This is a genomic window from Saccharomonospora azurea NA-128, from assembly GCF_000231055.2.
Taxonomy (GTDB): Bacteria; Actinomycetota; Actinomycetes; order Mycobacteriales; family Pseudonocardiaceae; genus Saccharomonospora; species Saccharomonospora azurea.
On the sequence record NZ_CM001466.1, the window covers coordinates 2,899,868 to 2,916,481 of the forward strand.

General features: G+C 70.3%; 16 protein-coding genes. 6 read left to right on the forward strand and 10 right to left on the reverse strand.

The genetic code is table 11. From position 1 onward, the window contains the following. Window positions 1-2,030: FtsX-like permease family protein (locus SACAZDRAFT_RS13095; protein ID WP_005442398.1), on the reverse strand; the 2,030-nt coding region annotated here is incomplete at its 3' end. Beyond that, complete coding sequence (locus SACAZDRAFT_RS13100; RefSeq protein ID WP_005442400.1) at window positions 2,027-2,737, reverse strand: ABC transporter ATP-binding protein; 711 nt, start codon at window positions 2,735-2,737, stop codon at window positions 2,027-2,029. The genes SACAZDRAFT_RS13100 and SACAZDRAFT_RS13095, both read right to left, overlap by 4 nt. Before the next feature lie 91 nt (window positions 2,738-2,828). On the opposite strand from SACAZDRAFT_RS13100, the gene SACAZDRAFT_RS13105 reads away from it, so the two are divergent. From SACAZDRAFT_RS13105 to SACAZDRAFT_RS13115, 3 genes are read left to right on the forward strand one after another with little or no spacing between them, the layout of a single operon-like run. Then, window positions 2,829-4,691 carry a sensor histidine kinase gene (locus SACAZDRAFT_RS13105; protein WP_005442402.1) on the forward strand — a complete coding sequence of 621 codons (1,863 nt, stop codon included), beginning with the start codon at window positions 2,829-2,831 and terminating at the stop codon, window positions 4,689-4,691. Beyond that, window positions 4,688-5,341 carry a response regulator gene (locus SACAZDRAFT_RS13110; RefSeq protein WP_005442403.1) on the forward strand — a complete coding sequence of 218 codons (654 nt, stop codon included), beginning with the start codon at window positions 4,688-4,690 and terminating at the stop codon, window positions 5,339-5,341. Before SACAZDRAFT_RS13105 ends, SACAZDRAFT_RS13110 begins: the two co-directional genes overlap by 4 nt. A gap of 19 nt (window positions 5,342-5,360) precedes the next feature. Continuing rightward, on the forward strand, window positions 5,361-6,674 hold the full coding sequence (locus tag SACAZDRAFT_RS13115) for an amidohydrolase family protein (protein ID WP_005442408.1): 1,314 nt from the start codon (window positions 5,361-5,363) through the stop codon (window positions 6,672-6,674). Between the two features lie 22 nt (window positions 6,675-6,696). On the opposite strand, the gene SACAZDRAFT_RS13120 is transcribed toward SACAZDRAFT_RS13115, so the two are convergent. The 3 genes from SACAZDRAFT_RS13120 to SACAZDRAFT_RS13130 are packed head-to-tail and all read right to left on the reverse strand — an operon-like array spanning window position 6,697 to window position 8,653. Then, a complete protein-coding gene (locus SACAZDRAFT_RS13120; RefSeq protein ID WP_005442410.1) occupies window positions 6,697-7,386 on the reverse strand; it encodes a hypothetical protein in 690 nt (229 codons plus the stop codon). Beyond that, window positions 7,386-8,297, reverse strand: coding sequence for an ABC transporter ATP-binding protein (locus SACAZDRAFT_RS13125; RefSeq protein ID WP_005442412.1), 912 nt, complete (start codon window positions 8,295-8,297; stop codon window positions 7,386-7,388). Before SACAZDRAFT_RS13125 ends, SACAZDRAFT_RS13120 begins: the two co-directional genes overlap by 1 nt. Then, window positions 8,294-8,653 carry a GntR family transcriptional regulator gene (locus tag SACAZDRAFT_RS13130; RefSeq protein WP_005442414.1) on the reverse strand — a complete coding sequence of 120 codons (360 nt, stop codon included), beginning with the start codon at window positions 8,651-8,653 and terminating at the stop codon, window positions 8,294-8,296. The genes SACAZDRAFT_RS13125 and SACAZDRAFT_RS13130 overlap by 4 nt, the downstream gene beginning before the upstream one ends. 117 nt (window positions 8,654-8,770) lie before the next feature. On the opposite strand from SACAZDRAFT_RS13130, the gene SACAZDRAFT_RS13135 reads away from it, so the two are divergent. Then, on the forward strand, window positions 8,771-9,181 hold the full coding sequence (locus SACAZDRAFT_RS13135; RefSeq protein ID WP_005442415.1) for a helix-turn-helix domain-containing protein: 411 nt from the start codon (window positions 8,771-8,773) through the stop codon (window positions 9,179-9,181). A gap of 62 nt (window positions 9,182-9,243) precedes the next feature. Continuing rightward, window positions 9,244-9,657, forward strand: coding sequence for a VOC family protein (locus SACAZDRAFT_RS13140; protein ID WP_005442416.1), 414 nt, complete (start codon window positions 9,244-9,246; stop codon window positions 9,655-9,657). Here the strand turns inward: SACAZDRAFT_RS13140 and SACAZDRAFT_RS13145 are convergent. The 5 genes from SACAZDRAFT_RS13145 to SACAZDRAFT_RS13165 form a co-directional block, all read right to left on the reverse strand. Then, window positions 9,654-10,346, reverse strand: a complete 693-nt coding sequence (locus SACAZDRAFT_RS13145; protein WP_005442417.1) for an SDR family oxidoreductase — start codon at window positions 10,344-10,346, stop codon at window positions 9,654-9,656. The two genes, SACAZDRAFT_RS13140 and SACAZDRAFT_RS13145, sit on opposite strands and share 4 nt — an antisense overlap. Window positions 10,347-10,403: 57 nt before the next feature. Then, window positions 10,404-12,494: a PhoX family protein gene (locus tag SACAZDRAFT_RS13150; RefSeq protein WP_005442418.1), complete on the reverse strand. Its 2,091-nt coding sequence runs from the start codon at window positions 12,492-12,494 to the stop codon at window positions 10,404-10,406. A 124-nt stretch (window positions 12,495-12,618) separates the two neighbouring features. Then, window positions 12,619-13,812, reverse strand: coding sequence for an MFS transporter (locus SACAZDRAFT_RS13155; RefSeq protein ID WP_037295228.1), 1,194 nt, complete (start codon window positions 13,810-13,812; stop codon window positions 12,619-12,621). A gap of 194 nt (window positions 13,813-14,006) precedes the next feature. Then, entirely contained in the window at window positions 14,007-15,095 is a 1,089-nt protein-coding gene (locus SACAZDRAFT_RS13160) for an inositol-3-phosphate synthase (RefSeq protein ID WP_005442422.1), read from the reverse strand. Between the two features lie 57 nt (window positions 15,096-15,152). Continuing rightward, window positions 15,153-15,695 carry a PadR family transcriptional regulator gene (locus SACAZDRAFT_RS13165; RefSeq protein WP_005442437.1) on the reverse strand — a complete coding sequence of 181 codons (543 nt, stop codon included), beginning with the start codon at window positions 15,693-15,695 and terminating at the stop codon, window positions 15,153-15,155. Between the two features lie 259 nt (window positions 15,696-15,954). On the opposite strand from SACAZDRAFT_RS13165, the gene SACAZDRAFT_RS13170 reads away from it, so the two are divergent. Further along, window positions 15,955-16,353 (forward strand): DUF5318 domain-containing protein, encoded by a 399-nt coding sequence (locus SACAZDRAFT_RS13170; protein ID WP_005442439.1) that lies wholly within the window; start codon window positions 15,955-15,957, stop codon window positions 16,351-16,353. Window positions 16,354-16,614: the final 261 nt, after the last annotated feature.

Here is a 16,614-nt window from a genome sequence, read left to right on the forward strand (position 1 = left end):
GGTGCGGCGGCCTCCGCCCGGAGCGCGCGGCCCAGCACCCGCACCGGCGTACCGGCCGCCATGAGCGCGCCGAAGCTGCGGCGCCGGTCCATCACCGACCCGGCCGTGGTGATCGCGGCACTGCATCCGCTCAGCAACGCGGCGGCGACAAGACCGATCACGGTGACGCGGCGCAGGTCGTCGAGCTCCGCCTGCTGCGAGGCGAGCCGGGTGGGCACGCTCTCGACCGGGAGCCCGTTCGCGGCCCCGGCGAGCGCCGTCCGGACGACGTCGGCGTTCTCCGCCGTGACGGGCACCGCCACGATCGACGGCTCGGGCTCGACGCCTTCCGGCAACACCGCGGGGTCGATCAGCGGTGGGAGCGCGATCCGGCCGGTCTCGGAGCCGACCTCGTGGACGGGGGTGCCCTCCGGAAGGTCGATCGCGGGCTCCGGACCGCTTGCCACGGCCGCACCCTCGACCAGTTCGGGCGGGCCCGTGACGGCGACGCCCGGGTTCGCGCAGGCGTCGCCCAGGTCGACGCGCAGCAGTCGCCCGGCGGTCTCGCACTCGACGACGAAGGCCTGCTCGCCACGGCCGTCGACTTGGAGCTCGGCGGTCGCGATCCGCTCGGCCCGCTCCTCGATCCCGTAGCGAGCGAGTGCGGCGTCCGCGCGCTCGGCGACCGCGGTGGCGTCGGCGTCGGCGTTCACGTACAGCACCGAGTCGCGAAACGGCGACGACGAGCCGGCGAGCGTTTCGATCGAGGGCAGCACCGTCAACGCCATCGAGCCGGTGAACACCGCCAGCACCACCCCGGCGGACGCGCGGTAGGCACCCTTGGGGTCGTGCCGCAACCTGCGGCCCGCCAACAGCATCGACGGCCTGCGCCAGGAACGGGCGAACAACGCGCCGACGGCCGCCGTGACGAACGGGCCGATGAGCATCGACGAGGCGATGATCAGCGCCAACGCACCGAGCAGCAGCACGATCCCGACCGCGTCGGAGAGGTTCCGCAGGACCAGGAAGAACACCAGCCCCGAGAGCGGCAGCGCGAGCAGCCGGACCCAGTGCGGTCGCCGGGGACGCTCGCTGCGGGCGGCCCCCAGCGGACTGCGCACCACCCGCCAGAGTCCGACGACGGCGGCCGCCAGCACCAGCAGCGGGATCGTCACGACCACGGCGAGGGTCAGCAGCGGCGACGTGGCGAAGTCGCTCGCCTGCCAGGTGCCGCCGCCCCACGGCACGTGGGACGCCGCCCAGCGCGCCAGCGGCGTCAGGGCGAGGCCCAGCAGCGCACCGCCGGCCGCGGCGATCGCGTTCTCGCCCGCGACCATGCCCACGACCTGACGCGGTGTCGCTCCCGCCAGGCGCAGTGCCGCGAGGCGCTGTTCGCGGCGGGACGCGGTGAGCCGGGCGGCGGAGGCCACCAGCACGAGACTCGGCACCAGCAGGACCACCACGCCCACGCCGGCGAGGAGGTCGAGGGTCGGGTCCCAGGCGTCGCCCGGTTGGCCGAAGCCGAAGACCTGCATGGCCATGCTGCCCATCTCGGCCTCGGTGTGCCCCACGAGCACCGCGAGCTGGTCCGGATGGGTCAACGCGTCCGCCCCGAGCGTTCCGACGACCTCACCCGGGTAGCGGTCGGCGAGCACCGAGGCCGGCAGGTCGGCGCTGAGCTCGCGCAGGGCGGGCGACATGAGGACCTCGCCGGGACCGGGGAAACGGTCGATGCCGGGCGGCAGCGCGATCTCGGAGATCTCGGACGCGTCGTGCGCGGCGACGTCGACCCGCGTGATCGTGTGGTCGCCGTGGACGTCCTCGCTGACGCTCATCGACATCGGGGTACCGCCGGCTTCCCCCACGAAGTCGGCGGCGGACGGCTCCTGCCACGCGGCGCGGTCGACGCGGGCCTGTGCGGCGCCCGGCAGGGAGACGAGCACCAGCATCAGGCCGGTGGCGACCGCGACCCCCACTCCCATGAGGATCGCCGACGTCCTCGTGCGCCGGTCGCGGCGCAGCACCCGCAGGGCGATGCGGAACGCGGTCACAACTGCACCCTGCCGTCGCGCATGGACACCATCCGGGGCAGGGACGCGGCGAGCTCCCGGTCGTGGGTCACCACGACCACCGCGGCGCCGGTTTCGGCGGCCGCGTCGAGCAGCGCCCGCATGGTCTCCGCCCCCGTGCGGCTGTCGAGTGCCCCGGTCGGCTCGTCGGCGAAGATGACGCTCGGCCGGTGTCCGAGCGCCCGGGCGATGGCGACCCGCTGGGCCTCGCCTCCCGACAACTGCCCCGGCAGCCGTTGCTCCTTGCCGCCCAGCCCGAGCTTGCCGAGCCACTCGGCCGCCGTGGCCATCGCCGACGACCGCGACGCACCCCCGAGCAGCAGCGGCAGTGCCGCGTTCTCGGCGGCGGTCAGCTCGGCCACGAGCATGCCCGACTGGAACACGAACCCGAACTCCTTGCGCCGCAGCTCGCTGCGCGGGCCCTCGCCGAGCTGGTCGATCCGACGCCCCGAGAGAAGGACCTCGCCGGTGTCGGCGGGCAGGATGCCCGCGAGCACGTGCAGCAACGTGCTCTTGCCCGAGCCCGACGGTCCGACGATCGCCACGGCGTCTCCCGCGCCGATCTCGATATTCACGCCGTCGAGAGCACGCTGGGTGCCGTAGGTCTTGATCAGCCCTCGGCCCGAGAGGACCGGCCCGGAACCGGCCGGTTCACCGGGCATGTTGATCGTCTGTGTCTCCGAACGCATGAGGGGAGCGTCTCTCGCGGCGGGGTCTCTCCACCTCGGACGGACGGGTGGAAGCGAGGCCGCTCGTCTCGGCCGATCGACCGAGGTGGAGATGGCCGGATGGCCGCGCTGGGGGAAGCCCTCGCTGCTCTACCGTCGTGTCGTGCCCACCCGGTCCCTCCGCGAACGCGTCGCGCAACCCGTCCGCGAGTTCGTCGCGCGCCACTCCCAACAGGTCAATCTTCCCGGCATCGTCCTGCTCGCCGCCGTACTCGGCGACCTCGCCATCATCGTGAGGTCCTCAGTGGACGAATTCGGCCCGGTCGGTCTCGACCTGCTGTTGATTCCCGGGATCGTGGTGCTGGCGGCGTGTGCCGTGTGGTCGTACCGGAGTCCACTGCCCGCCGGGCTCACCGGGGCCGGCACGCTGCTGATGTCCACCGCTCTGATCGTCGTCACGGGCACCCCGGCGTACACGGCGCTGCTGGAGAAGATCACCTTCGGCGAGACCGTCGCGGGGGTCCAGCTCGTGTACTACGCGGTGTCGAGACTGCGCCCGATCGGAGCGGTGTTCGTCACCGGCACTCTGGTGGGCGCCACGGTCGTCGCCTCCTTGACGCGGGCAGGTCTCGTGCATCCAGCGGGCCTGTTCATCGGGCTGCGGAACGTCGAGCTCACCGACCTCGCAGTGACCGCCGTCACCGGAATGGCGTTGCTCCTGCTGACCGTGGTCGCGGGGATCTACCACCGCAGGACGCGGCGCCCGAGCCGCGAGCGCAACGAACTCGTGGCGTTCCTGCGGCGCCGGTGGGCACTGGTCACCCCGCTGGCGGTCCTGCTCTTCCTGGAGCTCTCCTACGTCCAGTCGCCACCCAGCCTGGACATTCTCGTGATGCTGTGCTGCGTCGGGACGGCCGTGGTCGCCGTGCTGGGCTCCAAGTTCCCGTCCCAGGCGGTGGCGTACTACTGCGCGCTCGTGCTCGTCTCGGGTGTTCTCTTCCGGTACACCGGGCCGCTCTACTCCACCTTCTACGGGATCGCGTTGAGCCAGATCCTCAGCGGGATGGCCCTGGTCGTGACGGTCGTCCGCCACGAATCCACGAGACGCGCGACCTGGCTGGTCGTCGTCCAGTCCGTCACCGTCGGGGTCGTCACCCTCGTGCACACTCCCCTCGCGTACGACTCGCCCACGGTGCGGACGGCCTTCGGCACGGCGCTGCTCGCCCTCGGGATCTGTGTGGCCATCGGCATGTTCCTGAAGGCGCGTGACTCCGAGCGGGCCCGGATGGTCGAGACGGCCGTGGGCGACGCGCAGACCGCCGAGCGCATGGCGCTGGCTCGCGAGTTGCACGACGTCGTGGCCCACCACGTGACGGGCATCGTGGTGCAGGCCCAGGCCGCCCGGATGGTCGCCGAGCAGAACCCCGCCGTGGTCACCGACGCGCTCGCGCAGATCGAGCGGGCGGGCACCGACGCGATGACGGCCATGCGGCGGCTGGTCCGGAGCATGCGCGGGGACGCCCCAGCGGGTGCCAGCGAGTTCAGCGAGCAGGCCACGACCGACCTCGCCGCGGACCTCCGCCGTCTCGTCGACACCGGCAACCACGGCATCCCGACCGAGCTCACGGTGGACCTCCCCGGCGACCTCCCGCCCGAGGTCGCCCGATCCGCGCTGCGCCTGGTGCAGGAGTCGCTGACCAACGTCGGCAAGCACGCGAAGGACGCGAGCCGGGCGATCGTCGGCGTCTGCGCGGTAGGCGAGCAGCTCCACATCCGGATCGCCGACGACGGCAGGGGAAGCGCGGAGAAGACCCGAGCGAGCCGGACGTCCGACGACTCCGGATACGGTCTGGTCGGCATGCGGGAACGAGTCGACCTCCTCCACGGCCGGTTGCGGGCGGGGCCGTCGCCGGAGGGCGGCTGGCTCGTCGAGGCATGGATCCCCCTCAGGACGGGCGAAAGGAACGGCGAGTGATCCGGGTACTGATCGCCGACGACCAGGACATGGTGCGCGCGGGTTTCCGGCTGATTCTCGGGGCGCAGTCGGACATCGAGGTCGTCGCCGACGTCAACAACGGCGTGGACGCCGTGCGAACGGCCTGGGAGCTGCGACCCGACGTCTGCCTGCTCGACATCCGCATGCCGGGGCTCGACGGCCTGGAGGTGACCCGGCAACTCGCGGGCCCCCAGGTGTCCGATCCGCTCAAGGTCGTGGTGGTGACCACGTTCGACCTCGACGAGTACGTCCACGCGGCGTTGCAGGGCGGAGCGTCCGGGTTCCTGCTGAAGGACGCGGGGCCCGCGTTTTTGATCGAAGCGGTGCGCGCGGCCGCCCGCGGGGACGCGCTCGTCTCGCCGCAGATCACCGTGCGGCTGCTGAAGCACTTCGGCGGCACGCAGAAGAGGAAAGCGCCCGCGCCTCCGACGGAGCTGACGCCGAGAGAGCTCGACGTCGCGCGGGCCGCCGCGCGGGGGTTGACCAACGGCGAGATCGGCAGCGAGCTGTACCTGTCGCTGTCCACCGTGAAGACGCACCTCGCCTCCGTGCAGAACAAGCTCGGCGTGCGCAACCGGGTCGAGATCGCGGCCTGGGCCTGGCGAAACGGGATCATGGACGACGAGTAGTCCTCTACGATCGAACGCCATGGCCCTTCGTCTCCACGCCGCCGTCGTCCTCCCCGCCGATCCTGCCTGCTCGGTGGTCAGGGACGGGGTGGTCGACGTCGACGACCACGGCCGGATCTCCTACTGCGGGCCCGCGGACTCGGCTCCGGCGGGCGCGGCCGCTCCCGAGCGAACCCGGCGTCTCGGGGGCATCCTGCTGCCCGGGTTGGTCAACGCCCACGCGCACAGCCCCATGGTGCTGTTGCGGGGCATGGGCGGCGACCTGCCGCTGCTGCGCTGGTTGCGCGAGGTGATCTGGCCCGCCGAGGCCAAACTGCGCCCGGAGGACGTGCGAGCGGGGATGACGCTCGGGTCGGCGGAGATGCTGAGCCGGGGCGTGACCACCAGCGCCGAGATGTACTTCCACGCCGACGAGATGGCCGAGAGCGTGCTGGCGACGGGCGCACGCGTCGTGTTGGGTGCTCCGATCATCGACCTGCCCGGGCTGCGCTGGCAGACCATGCTGGCCGAGACGGAGCGGTGGATCGACGCCGACGGCCTCCGCTTCGGCGACGGTGACCGCGTCGAGATCACCTACGCACCGCATTCGGCCTACACGCTGCCGGTCGAGGCGCTGGAGGCCGTCGCCGCCTCCGCGCACGACCGTGGGGCGCTGGTGCAGATCCACGTGGCCGAGGCCGCCGACGAGGACACGACGCAGCGCGCCGAGCACGGTTCCGTTCCCCGGTTGCTGGAGAAGGTGGGCCTGCTGCGGGGACGCCTGCTCGCCGCCCACGCCGTCCACCTGTCGGACGCCGACATCGCGCTGCTGGCGCGCAGCGGTGCCGGCGTGGCGCACTGTCCCGGGTCCAACGCGAAACTCGCCTCCGGCATCGCCCGCCTCACCGACCTGCGGGCGGCGTCCGTCGCGGTCGGACTCGGCACCGACGGCCCCGCGAGCAACGACGACCTCGACCTCTGGGAGGAGCTTCAGCTCGCCGCGATGTTCGCGCGGCTGTCCACGTCGGATGCCACAGCGCTGCGGGCGGCCGACGCGCTGCTGCTGGCGACCCGGGGCGGCGCCGAGGCGCTGGGCCGCGACGACATCGGTGCGCTGGAACCGGGACGCTGGGCCGACCTGGTGCATGTGGACCTCGACGATCCCGCGTTCGCCACCGGGTTGGACGTGCCCGACGAGCAACTGCTCGCCAACCTCGTGTGGGCCGCCGGGTCGCGGACCGTCACCGACGTCTGGGTCGCGGGACGTCAGGTGGTGCAGGACGGCGAACCCACCCGCCTCGACCGTGCCGAAGCGCAGGCGGCCGTGGCCGAAGCCGCCGTCCGCCTGCGCTGATCCCCCTTCCGGCACCCCCGGGTCAAGGCACGGCGCGGCGCGTCGTCAGGTAGGCGGCACCGGCGAAGAGCACCGCGATCGCCGCCGGATAGCCGGCCTGCAACGCGAGGGCGGGCTGCGCCAGGAAGAACCGTTCGAGCGCGGCCCACCAGTCCTGCCACTCGAAGAGCAGCACGAGCCCGACACCCAGCGCGGCGAAGGCGACGCCCATCGCCCACACGCCGAGCTGGTTCCACCGCTTGTACACGATGCCGACCCAGACGCCGAGGAACGACAGCGTCACCAGCGGCACCGTGTAGACGAGGAACTGCAGCAGCACGTTGTCGTGGCTCAGGAACGGCAACGCGAGGAACGTGACGTCGACGCCCCAGCCGCCGGTGGCCTCCTCGACGTACTTGCCCACCGTGAGCAGCGCACCGTAGCCCGCAGCCTGGCCGAGCACCACGAGCGTCGTGGCACCGAAGAACGCCGTGCGCGTCACCGAGAGGCCGAGCGCGAACGGGAACATCTGCGTCATCGTCTGGAGATGCACGACCAGCATGGTGATGTAGAGCGTCACCAGGCCGCCGGTCACGAACCCGCTCTCGGTCCCGAACGCCAGCGCGACCAGCACGTTGCCCAGCAACACGAGCATGACGATGAGGATCGGGAGCACGAGCACCGAGAACGCGTTGACGAGCTGGATCCTCGCCACCCGCACGAGCTGAGCCATCACCGGGCCTCCTTACCGTTCGTCGCGCCCACGTACGCCTGCTCACGGCCGGACGCCTGGGTCGCGCGGACCACGAGTTGCTGGAGCGACACGGGCTCGATCTGGAGGTTCTCCGCCTCCTGCGGCGGCACCGAGTCCCGGACGGTGGTCCGGATGGTGAGGCGCAGGATGCCGCCGAGCTGCTCCCGGTGCAGTTCGGTGTGCCCGGCCGCGAACCGCTCCACCGCCTGCGTCGGACCGGTCACCGTCACGGCCTGCGAACGCAGTGTCTCGGAGCTGTCGTCCATGAGAATGCGCCCGGAGTCGATCACGATGACCTGCTCGATCAGGTCGGCGACCTCGTCGATGAGGTGTGTCGAGAGGACGATCGTGCGGGGATGTTCCGCGTAGTCGGCCAGCAGCCGGTCGTAGAACATCTGCCTGGCCACGGCGTCCAGCCCCAGGTAGGGCTCGTCGAACAACGTCAGCGGTGCGCGGGCGGCCAGCCCGATGATCACGCCGACGGCCGAGAGCTGGCCGCGGGAGAGCTTCTTGATTCGCTGCGCGGTTCGCAGGCGGAACTCGTCGACGAGTTCGGCGGCGAAGTCGGCGTCCCAGTCGGGGAAGACGAGGCTCGCCGCCTCGAACGCGTGCCGCACCCGGAAGATGTCGGGGTACCTCTGCGACTCCTTGATGAAGCAGACCTGGCGCAGCACGTCGGCGTTCTCGTACGGCGCCGCTCCGAACACCTCGATCGTGCCGTCGCTCTGCCGATCCTGGCCGGTGAGCATCCGCATCACCGTGCTCTTGCCCGCACCGTTGCGGCCCAACAGGCCGTGGATGCGGTTCTCGTGCAGGTCGAACGACACGTCCTTCACGGCCGCCGTGTCGCCGTAGAGCTTGGTCACCCCCCGCAGGCGTGCGACGGTCATGCGTCGTCCTCCCAACTGTCGATCAGCTTCTTCAGGTCTTCCGCGTCCATCCCCAACCGGCGTGCCTCGGCGAGCAACGGTGCGATGTACTTCTCCGCGAACGCGTTGCGACGCCGGCCGAGCAGCGTTTCCCGCGCTCCGGTCGCCACGAACATCCCGACCCCCCTCTTCTTGTAGAGCAGCCCGTCTGCCACGAGCTTGTTGATGCCGTTCGCCGCGGTGGCCGGGTTGATCCGGTGGAACGCGGCGAGCTCGTTGGTGGACGGTGCCCGGCTCTCCTCCGGCAGAGAGCCGTCGATGATCGCGTCCTCGATCTGCTCGGCGATCTGCACGAACAGCGGGCGCCCGTCGTCCATCACGCTCCCCGTCCGACGAACCACTGCCTTGGTTCATTAGCCATGTAGGTAACCATGCCACTCGGGTGGTCGGTCGGTCAAGACGCAGCGGCGCAGCACCGACGATCACGTGGTGAGATGGACACTGTGAGTCGCGACGGAGCAGGCCGGGAGGACACCAACCGCCGGATGCTGCGCGCCCGCGACGCCATGGACCGCGACTACGCGACACCGCTGGACATCCCGGCTCTGGCACGGATCGCCCGCGTCTCCGAAGCGCACTTCACGCGCACCTTCCGCGCCACCTTCGGCGAGACACCGCACCGGTACCTGCAACGCCGCCGCGTGGAGCGCGCGATGTTCCTGCTCAGGGACACCGACCGCAGTGTCACCGACATCTGCTTCGCGGTCGGCTTCGGCAGCCTGGGCACCTTCAGCCGCACGTTCCGCGACATCGTCGGCCATTCGCCCAGGACCTACCGCAATCGAACGGCCCGGGCCGCCATCCCGACGTGCTTCACGAAGGCGTGGACGCGGCCCCGCGACTGACCGGTCCGACGACAGCAGTTTCGGAGAAGTTTCCCGCTCACTCCCGCCGTAGCGTGGTCCCCATGCTGAACGCCATCACACACTCGCAGATCTTCGTGCTCGACCAGGACGAGGCCGTGGAGTTCTACGTCGGCAAGCTCGGCCTGGAAGTCTGCGCCGACGTCGACCTCGGCTTCATGCGCTGGCTCACCGTCAGCGCCCCCGGGGACCCCCAACGGCAGATCCTGCTGGAGAAGCCCGGGCCTCCGTCACTGTCCGAGGAGACCGCGCGGCAGGTTCGCGACCTCGTGACGAAAGGAGCCGCGGGCGGCTCGCTCATCTTCTCCACGGACGACTGCCACAAGACCTACGAGACCCTGCGGGAGCGGGGCGTCGAGTTCACCGACGAACCCACCGAACGCCCCTACGGCATCGACTGCGGCCTGCGGGATCCCTTCGGCAACCACATCCGGTTCACCCAGCCGACCCAGTCCTAACGCGCCGGCCTCGGCCGGATCGTCAACTCCGTGAGATGCGCGTCCGGGCTCGCCGTCACGGCGGCGGCCACGGCAGCGGCCACGGACTCGGGGCGCAGGTACTTCTCCGGCTGGTACTCGCCGCCCTCGTGGCTCACCACGGCCTGCTGCATCTCGGTGTCGGTACGCCCCGGGTACACGCTCGTGACCCGGACGCCGCGCCCTTCCTCCTCCGCCCGCAGCGCGTCGGCGTAGGCGCGGACGGCGAACTTGCTCGCGGCGTACGGGCCCCAGCCCGCGCGGGCGGCGAGCCCCTGGCCCGAGTTGACGAACACGACGTGCCCCTTCGCCGCACGCAACGCGGGGAGAACGAGCCGGGTCAGCTCCGCCACCGCCACGACGTTGACCTCCAGGTTGTCGCGCCACACGGCCGCCTCGGACTCGGCCACCGAGCCGAGCCTCGCCACCCCGGCCGAGTGCACCAGCACGTCGAGCGAGTCGATCGAGGCGCACTCCTCGCGCAGCGCCTCGGCGTCGGTGAGGTCCACCGGCCACGGCTGCGCGTCCGGCAACTCCCTCGCCCGCGCACGCAACGCGTCGGCGTCCCTTCCGCCGAGCAGCACCCGGTGGGTGGGCGCGAGGGCCGCGGACACGGCCGCACCGATACCGCGGGTGGCACCTGTGATGAGAGCGAGGGGTCGGTCAGCCATGCGTCCACCGTAAACGCAGGCCGACCGACCCCTCACCCGGGAAGGTCGCTCGGACCGTTACGAACCGATGCGGCCCGACCGCCCCCACTTGCCCTTCTTCCACACCGCGACGATCGACGGGCGCGCCGGCGATGTACCGCCGTCCGGCCAGTGCGACTCCGGATTCTCCGGCGTGCCGTTCTCTCCCGGGTGCTGGACGGCGACGAGCACGACGTCGTCGGTGACCACCGGGCCGCACGCCTCCGCACCGATCGGGACGGTGAGGAACTGCTTGACCTGGCCGCGATGCGAGCCGTCCACCGGCACCGAGAACAGGCCGTCGTTCGAGCCCAGCGCGTTGCCGTCCGTGGAGATCCACAGGTTGCCGTAGCGGTCGAACGTGACGTTGTCGGGGCAGGAGATCGGGCTGACCTGGCTCTTGTCGAAACCACCGAAGTAGGTGTCGGCCTCGGCGGGGTCACCGCACACCAGCAGCAACCGCCACGTGAACGTCGTCGACGCCGCGTCGCCGCGCTTCTCCTCCCACTCCAGCACGTGGCCGTTGCGGTTGCCGTTGCGCGGGTTGGCCTCGTCGGCGGCGCCCTTGCCGGCCATGCCACGGTCGCTGTTGTTGGTCAGCGCCGCGTACACCCGGCCGTTGACGGGGTTGGGCTCGATGTCCTCGGGACGGTCCATCTTGGTCGCCCCGACCTTGTCGGCCGCCTCCCGCGTGAAGACGTAGACCTCCTCCGCCGTCATGCCCGGCACGTGCGAGACGTCGCCGCTGGCCAGGGGGATCCACTCGCCCGTGCCGTCGAACTCGCCGTCCGAGGGCAGCGTGCCGGAGCCGTCGATCTCCTCGGCCGGGCTGTCGCCCGTGAACTTCGCGACGTAGAGCGTGCCGTCGTCGAGCAGGCGCGAGTTGTGCCTGCGGGCGTGCGCGCTGCGTCCCGGCTTGTACCGACCGTTCGAGACGAACTTGTAGATGTACTCGAACCGCTCGTCGTCACCGGAGTAGACCGCGACCCGGCCGTCCTTCGTGATCTTGACGTTGGCGCCCTCGTGCTTGAAGCGGCCGAGCGCCGTGTGCTTGATCGGCGTGGAGTCCGGGTCGTTCGGGTCGATCTCCACGACCCAGCCGAAGCGGTTGGGCTCGTTCGGTTCCTTCGCGATGTCCCACCGCTTGTCGAAGCGCTCCCACTTGCGCGTGGACTCGCCGGCGGCGAACCCGTAGCGCCGAAGCCGCTCGGCCTCCACCGGGTCGGTCACCGCGTCGGCGTTGGCGAAGTACTGGTTGACGTTCTCCTCGCCCGACAGGATCGTGCCCCACGGCGTGACCCCGCCCGCGCAGTTGTTCATCGTGCCGAACACGCTGCGCCCCGACGGATCCGCCGACGTCGTCAAGTACCGGGACCCGGCCGCGGGCCCCCGCACCTCGAACTCCGTGTTCAGCGTGATCCGGCGGCTGTACCGGCTGGGCACCACCCGCAGCCCCCCGCGCGGCTCACGGACGACCTGCACCACCGACAGCCCGTGGGCCGCCCACCCGATCCGCACCTGCTCCTCGGTCGGGTTCGCGGAGTCGTAGGTGCCCGCGGGGAACATGTGGCTCTCGGTGGTGTACTCGTGGTTGACGGTCATGAGGTAGCGCCACCCCGAGGAGTCCTGCGCGACGAGACCGACGAAGTCGTTGTTGTAGCCGAACTGCCGGGACTGCGCCTCCGCGGTCTGGTTGTGGAAGTCGAAGCGCGAAGCGCCGGGCAGCACCGGGTCGCCCCAGCGGATCACGACCTCGTGGTCGTAGCCCTCCGGAACCGTCACCGCGTCGGCCGTGTTCGGGGCGACCGGGGTGAAGTCCGTTCCCGGCACGGAGCGCTCCCCACGACGCCCGCCCTTGCCCGCGAGGGCGACGGGCACGCCCGACTCGGCGGCGGCCGTGCCGGACAGGGCCGCGAATCCGGCGGCGGTCGCCGACATCACCGCCGTCGCCTTCAACGCTCCACGCCGGGAGAGCACGCTCTTCGCCACATCGGCGAAGGTGGAGTTGTCGGAGGTGTTGGGGGCGGGGTGCGCGCACGCGTTACCGCAGCGGTACTCGCACGTGACGGCCGAACGGCCGGGGCGGTGGGAGCTCAGCAGGGGCAGCAGACGTCTGGGCTCAGTGGACACACGGCCTCCAGGTCACTCGATCAGGGCAAGCTCCGGTGACGTTAGGTGGGTCAAGCAAGCCCCGGTATGCCTGACGGTGAACATCAAACGAACGGCCTAAACCACTGTCCCCACCATCGTGGTCTCACACATGCTCGGCAGTCACCGTGGGTGCCGAGCGGCGTCCCACCGCGAGCACTCCGGTCGCGACCAGACACAGGACCGCCGCCACCAGGAACGGCGCGTGGGCCGATCCGAACCACTCGGCGACGTGCCCGACCAGCGTCGCGGCGAGCGCACCACCGAGCCAGCGGCAGAAGTTGTACCCCGCACTGGCCACCGGGCGCGGTGCGCCGCTGGCCGACATCGCGGTTCCGGTGAACAACGTGTTGAGGAGCCCGGACACCAGTCCGCTCACGACGATCGCGACGACGAGCACCGGCTTCGCGGGCACGAGCATCACCGCCATCAGGACGCCGTAGCCGAGCACCGCCACGGCGGTCGCGTCGGCCTCCCCGAGCCGAGCGGCCAGCTTCGGCGCCAGCACGACACCGGCCACCGCGACGCACACACCCCAGCCGAAGAACACCAGACCGATGGCGACCGCGCCCCACTGGAGAACGAAGGGCGACCACGCGAGCACCGTGAAGAACGCCGCCGTGTAGCAGGCGGAACCGATCGACACCCGCGCGAGACCGGGGTGCCGCAGCGCCCGCAGCGGATCGGTGAGCCGGACGCGCGGACGCCGGTGCCCGGCGTCGGACTCCAGAAAGACCGCGCACAGCACCAGCGCGACGGCCATGAGCACGCACGTGCCGAAGAAGGGGCCGCGCCACGAGAGGTCGCCGAGCACCGCGCCGAGCAGCGGACCCACCGCGAGCCCGAGCCCCAACGCGGCCTCGTACAGCAGGATCGCGCCCGCCTGGCCTCCGGTGGCCGCACCGACGATGACGGACAACGCGGTGGCGATGAAGAAGGCGTTGCCGAGCCCCCACACGGCCCGCAGTCCGATCAGCTGTTCGATGCTGCCGGCGACACCGCACGCGAGGGTCGCCAGCACGATCAGAGAGAGTCCCACCAGGACCGTCCGCTTGGCCCCGAACCGGGCGCTCGACGCGCTGGTGACGAGCATCGCGAGGACCTGGATCCCCAGGTAGGACGAGAACAGCAGGGTCACCTGCGACGGCGAGGCGTCCAGCCCCTCCGCGATCGACAACAGGATCGGGTCGACGAGACCGATGCCCATGAACGCGATGACCGCCGCGAAGGCGGTGATCCACACCTGCCTGGGCTGGCCTTTGACGGCGGAGAACAGGGTCGAATGACGTTGAGCACTCACAGCTGGAGACATCCCTCGCACGCATCGGAGCAGCTCACGACCAACGGGCCGCGACAGATTCCTTAGGCATGCTAAGGGAAGTAGTTAGCCGTGACAACCATTTCGCGGGTCACACCGACAAGCGGGTCACACCGACAAGAAGGAAGGCCACCTCGCACACGGCGAGATGGCCTTCACGACACGTCGAGAAGCGCTCAGCGCTCCAAGCCCCCCTGGATGAACTTCTCCACCGCGTCCCGCGCGGTCGAGTCGTCGTACTGCTCCGGCGGCGACTTCATGAAGTACGACGAGGCCGACAGCAGCGGACCGCCCACACCCCGGTCCTTGGCGATCTTGGCCGCACGCACGGCATCGATGATGATGCCGGCCGAGTTCGGCGAGTCCCAGACCTCCAGCTTGTACTCCAGGTTCAGCGGCACGTCACCGAAGGCGCGCCCCTCCAACCGCACGTAGGCCCACTTGCGGTCGTCGAGCCACTGCACGTAGTCCGACGGCCCCACGTGCACGTTCGCCTTGCCGAGGTCGCGCTCGATCTGCGAGGTGACGGCCTGAGTCTTGGAGATCTTCTTCGACTCCAGCCGCTCCAACTCCTTCATGTTCTTGAAGTCCATGTTGCCGCCCACGTTGAGCTGCATGGTGCGGTCGAGCTGGACACCCCGGTCCTCGAACAACTTCGCCATCACCCGGTGGGTGATGGTGGCGCCCACCTGCGACTTGATGTCGTCACCCACGATCGGCACGCCCGCCTGCTCGAACTTCGCGGCCCACTCCGGATCGGACGCGATGAAGACGGGAATGGCGTTGACGAACGCCACCCCGGCGTCGAGAGCGGCCTGGGCGTAGAACTTCGACGCCTCGGAGGACCCCACCGGCAGATACGACACGAGGACGTCCACCTCGGCGGCACGCAGAGCCTCGACGACGTCGACGGGCTTCTCGTCCGACTCGTGGATCGTCTCCTGGTAGAAGCGGCCCAGACCGTCGAGCGTGTGCCCGCGCTGCACCGTCACGCCGAGCGGCGGGACGTCGCAGATCTTGATGGTGTTGTTCTCGCTGGCGAGGATCGCCTCCGAGAGGTCCTGGCCCACCTTCTTCGCGTCCACGTCGAAGGCCGCAACGAATTCCACGTCACCCACGTGGTAGTCGCCGAACTGAACGTGCATCAGTCCGGGCACGCGCGAGTTCGGGTCGGCGTCGCGGTAGTAATGGACCCCCTGAACAAGCGACGCCGCGCAGTTGCCGACGCCAACGATGGCTACCTTTACGCGGCGGTTCTCGCCCATGCCGGTATCTCCTTACTAGTCATTGCTGAGTACTGACGCCGAGCGGCGATGAGGGAATCAGCTCTGCTGTCCCCGCTGCTCGGCCTGTTCGTGCGCGATCAGCTCGTTGAGCCAACGCACCTCCCGCTCGCTGGCCTCCAGCCCGAGCTGGTGCAGCTCACGGGTGTAGCGGTCGATCTTCTCCTCGGCCCTGGCCAACGCTGCCCGCAGACCTTCGCGACGCTCCTCGACACGGCGGCGCCTGCCCTCCAAGATCCGCATCCGCACGTCGGCCGGTGTCCGGGAGAAGAAGGTCAGGTGGACCCCGAACCCCTCGTCGTCCCAGGTCTGCGGACCGGCGTCGGCGAGCAGTTCGGAGAACCGCTCCTTGCCCTCGGCGGTCAGCTTGTAGACCCGCTTGGCGCGACGGTTCCAGCCGGTGGTGCTCTCCGCCGGTTCCTCCACGATCAACCCTGCGCGCAGCAACCGCCGCAGAGTCGGGTAGAGCGAGCCGTAGGAGAACGTGCGGACCATGCCGAGCGTCTCGTGCAAACGCTTGCGCAACACGTACCCGTGCATCGGCGCCTCGTGCAGCAGCCCCAGGATCGCGAGCTCCAGCACAGTGCACCTCCTCACGGGAACGTCGAGCGCCTCACTCGGCGTTGGTGTCGGTGGGCCGCCATCATTCAAGTACCCAACCTACCGCGCATTTATATCGAGCCGATACATCGAAGTGGTGCAACTAACCTCGCCGCCCACCAACACGGGGAGCGTTGTTCACCGAATCGTTATCTTGACAGTCGGCGTGTCCGGGCCGTCACCGAACGTCCCGACGCCGAGGCCGGGCCCTCGATTCCGGGAAAACCCGTACGCTGTCAACGTGCGAAACCAGCGGCAGGTCGTCGACTACGCGCTCCAGAGGCGCGCGGTGCTGGCCGAGTACTACTCGGGTCGGGTCAGCACCCTCGATGTCTGCGATGCCACTCCGTACCTGCTCAGGGCGGCCAAGTTCCACGGCACGCCCAGCGAGCAGGCGTGCCCTGTGTGCCGCCACGAGGCCCTGACCGACGTCGCCTGGGTCTACGGCGACGAGCTCCGCCACGTCGCCGGCTCCGCGAGGGCGCCGGAGGAACTCGACCGAATGGCCGATCGCTTCAGCGAGTTCACCGTCTACGTGGTGGAGGTGTGCCGGTCGTGTGGCTGGAACCATCTCCTCAAGTCATACGTCTCCGGAACCGGGGACCCGCATCCGCCGTCCCGGAGGACCGCGGGGCAGTGACACACAACACGGGCTGCACACTTGTTGCCACATTCGACGCCGCCACGCACGTAGGTTCGGTTCGCAGAACGGCGTGTCAACAGGCGCCGATCTGGGAGGGTCTTGAGTGAACGACCAGGGAAACCACCACTGGCCTGAGGAGGAGCCGGGGGATCGACGCCCCGGCCCCGAGGGGGCCGGCAGGTCCGCCGGACCCCAGTGGCCGACGGGTGACGAGCGTCCGCGCGCCCCACGCCCCCCGGAACGCCGCCCCGGCCCGCC

Coding starts and splice junctions, on each gene's coding strand:
- SACAZDRAFT_RS13160 (WP_005442422.1), bottom strand. CDS start 15,095: ATGGGCGAGAACCGCCGCGTAAAGGTAGCCATCGTTGGCGTCGGCAAC.
- SACAZDRAFT_RS13135 (WP_005442415.1), top strand. CDS start 8,771: ATGGACACTGTGAGTCGCGACGGAGCAGGCCGGGAGGACACCAACCGC.
- SACAZDRAFT_RS13100 (WP_005442400.1), bottom strand. CDS start 2,737: ATGCGTTCGGAGACACAGACGATCAACATGCCCGGTGAACCGGCCGGT.
- SACAZDRAFT_RS13120 (WP_005442410.1), bottom strand. CDS start 7,386: ATGGCTCAGCTCGTGCGGGTGGCGAGGATCCAGCTCGTCAACGCGTTC.
- SACAZDRAFT_RS13140 (WP_005442416.1), top strand. CDS start 9,244: ATGCTGAACGCCATCACACACTCGCAGATCTTCGTGCTCGACCAGGAC.
- SACAZDRAFT_RS13115 (WP_005442408.1), top strand. CDS start 5,361: ATGGCCCTTCGTCTCCACGCCGCCGTCGTCCTCCCCGCCGATCCTGCC.
- SACAZDRAFT_RS13125 (WP_005442412.1), bottom strand. CDS start 8,297: ATGACCGTCGCACGCCTGCGGGGGGTGACCAAGCTCTACGGCGACACG.
- SACAZDRAFT_RS13130 (WP_005442414.1), bottom strand. CDS start 8,653: ATGGACGACGGGCGCCCGCTGTTCGTGCAGATCGCCGAGCAGATCGAG.
- SACAZDRAFT_RS13105 (WP_005442402.1), top strand. CDS start 2,829: ATGGCCGGATGGCCGCGCTGGGGGAAGCCCTCGCTGCTCTACCGTCGT.
- SACAZDRAFT_RS13145 (WP_005442417.1), bottom strand. CDS start 10,346: ATGGCTGACCGACCCCTCGCTCTCATCACAGGTGCCACCCGCGGTATC.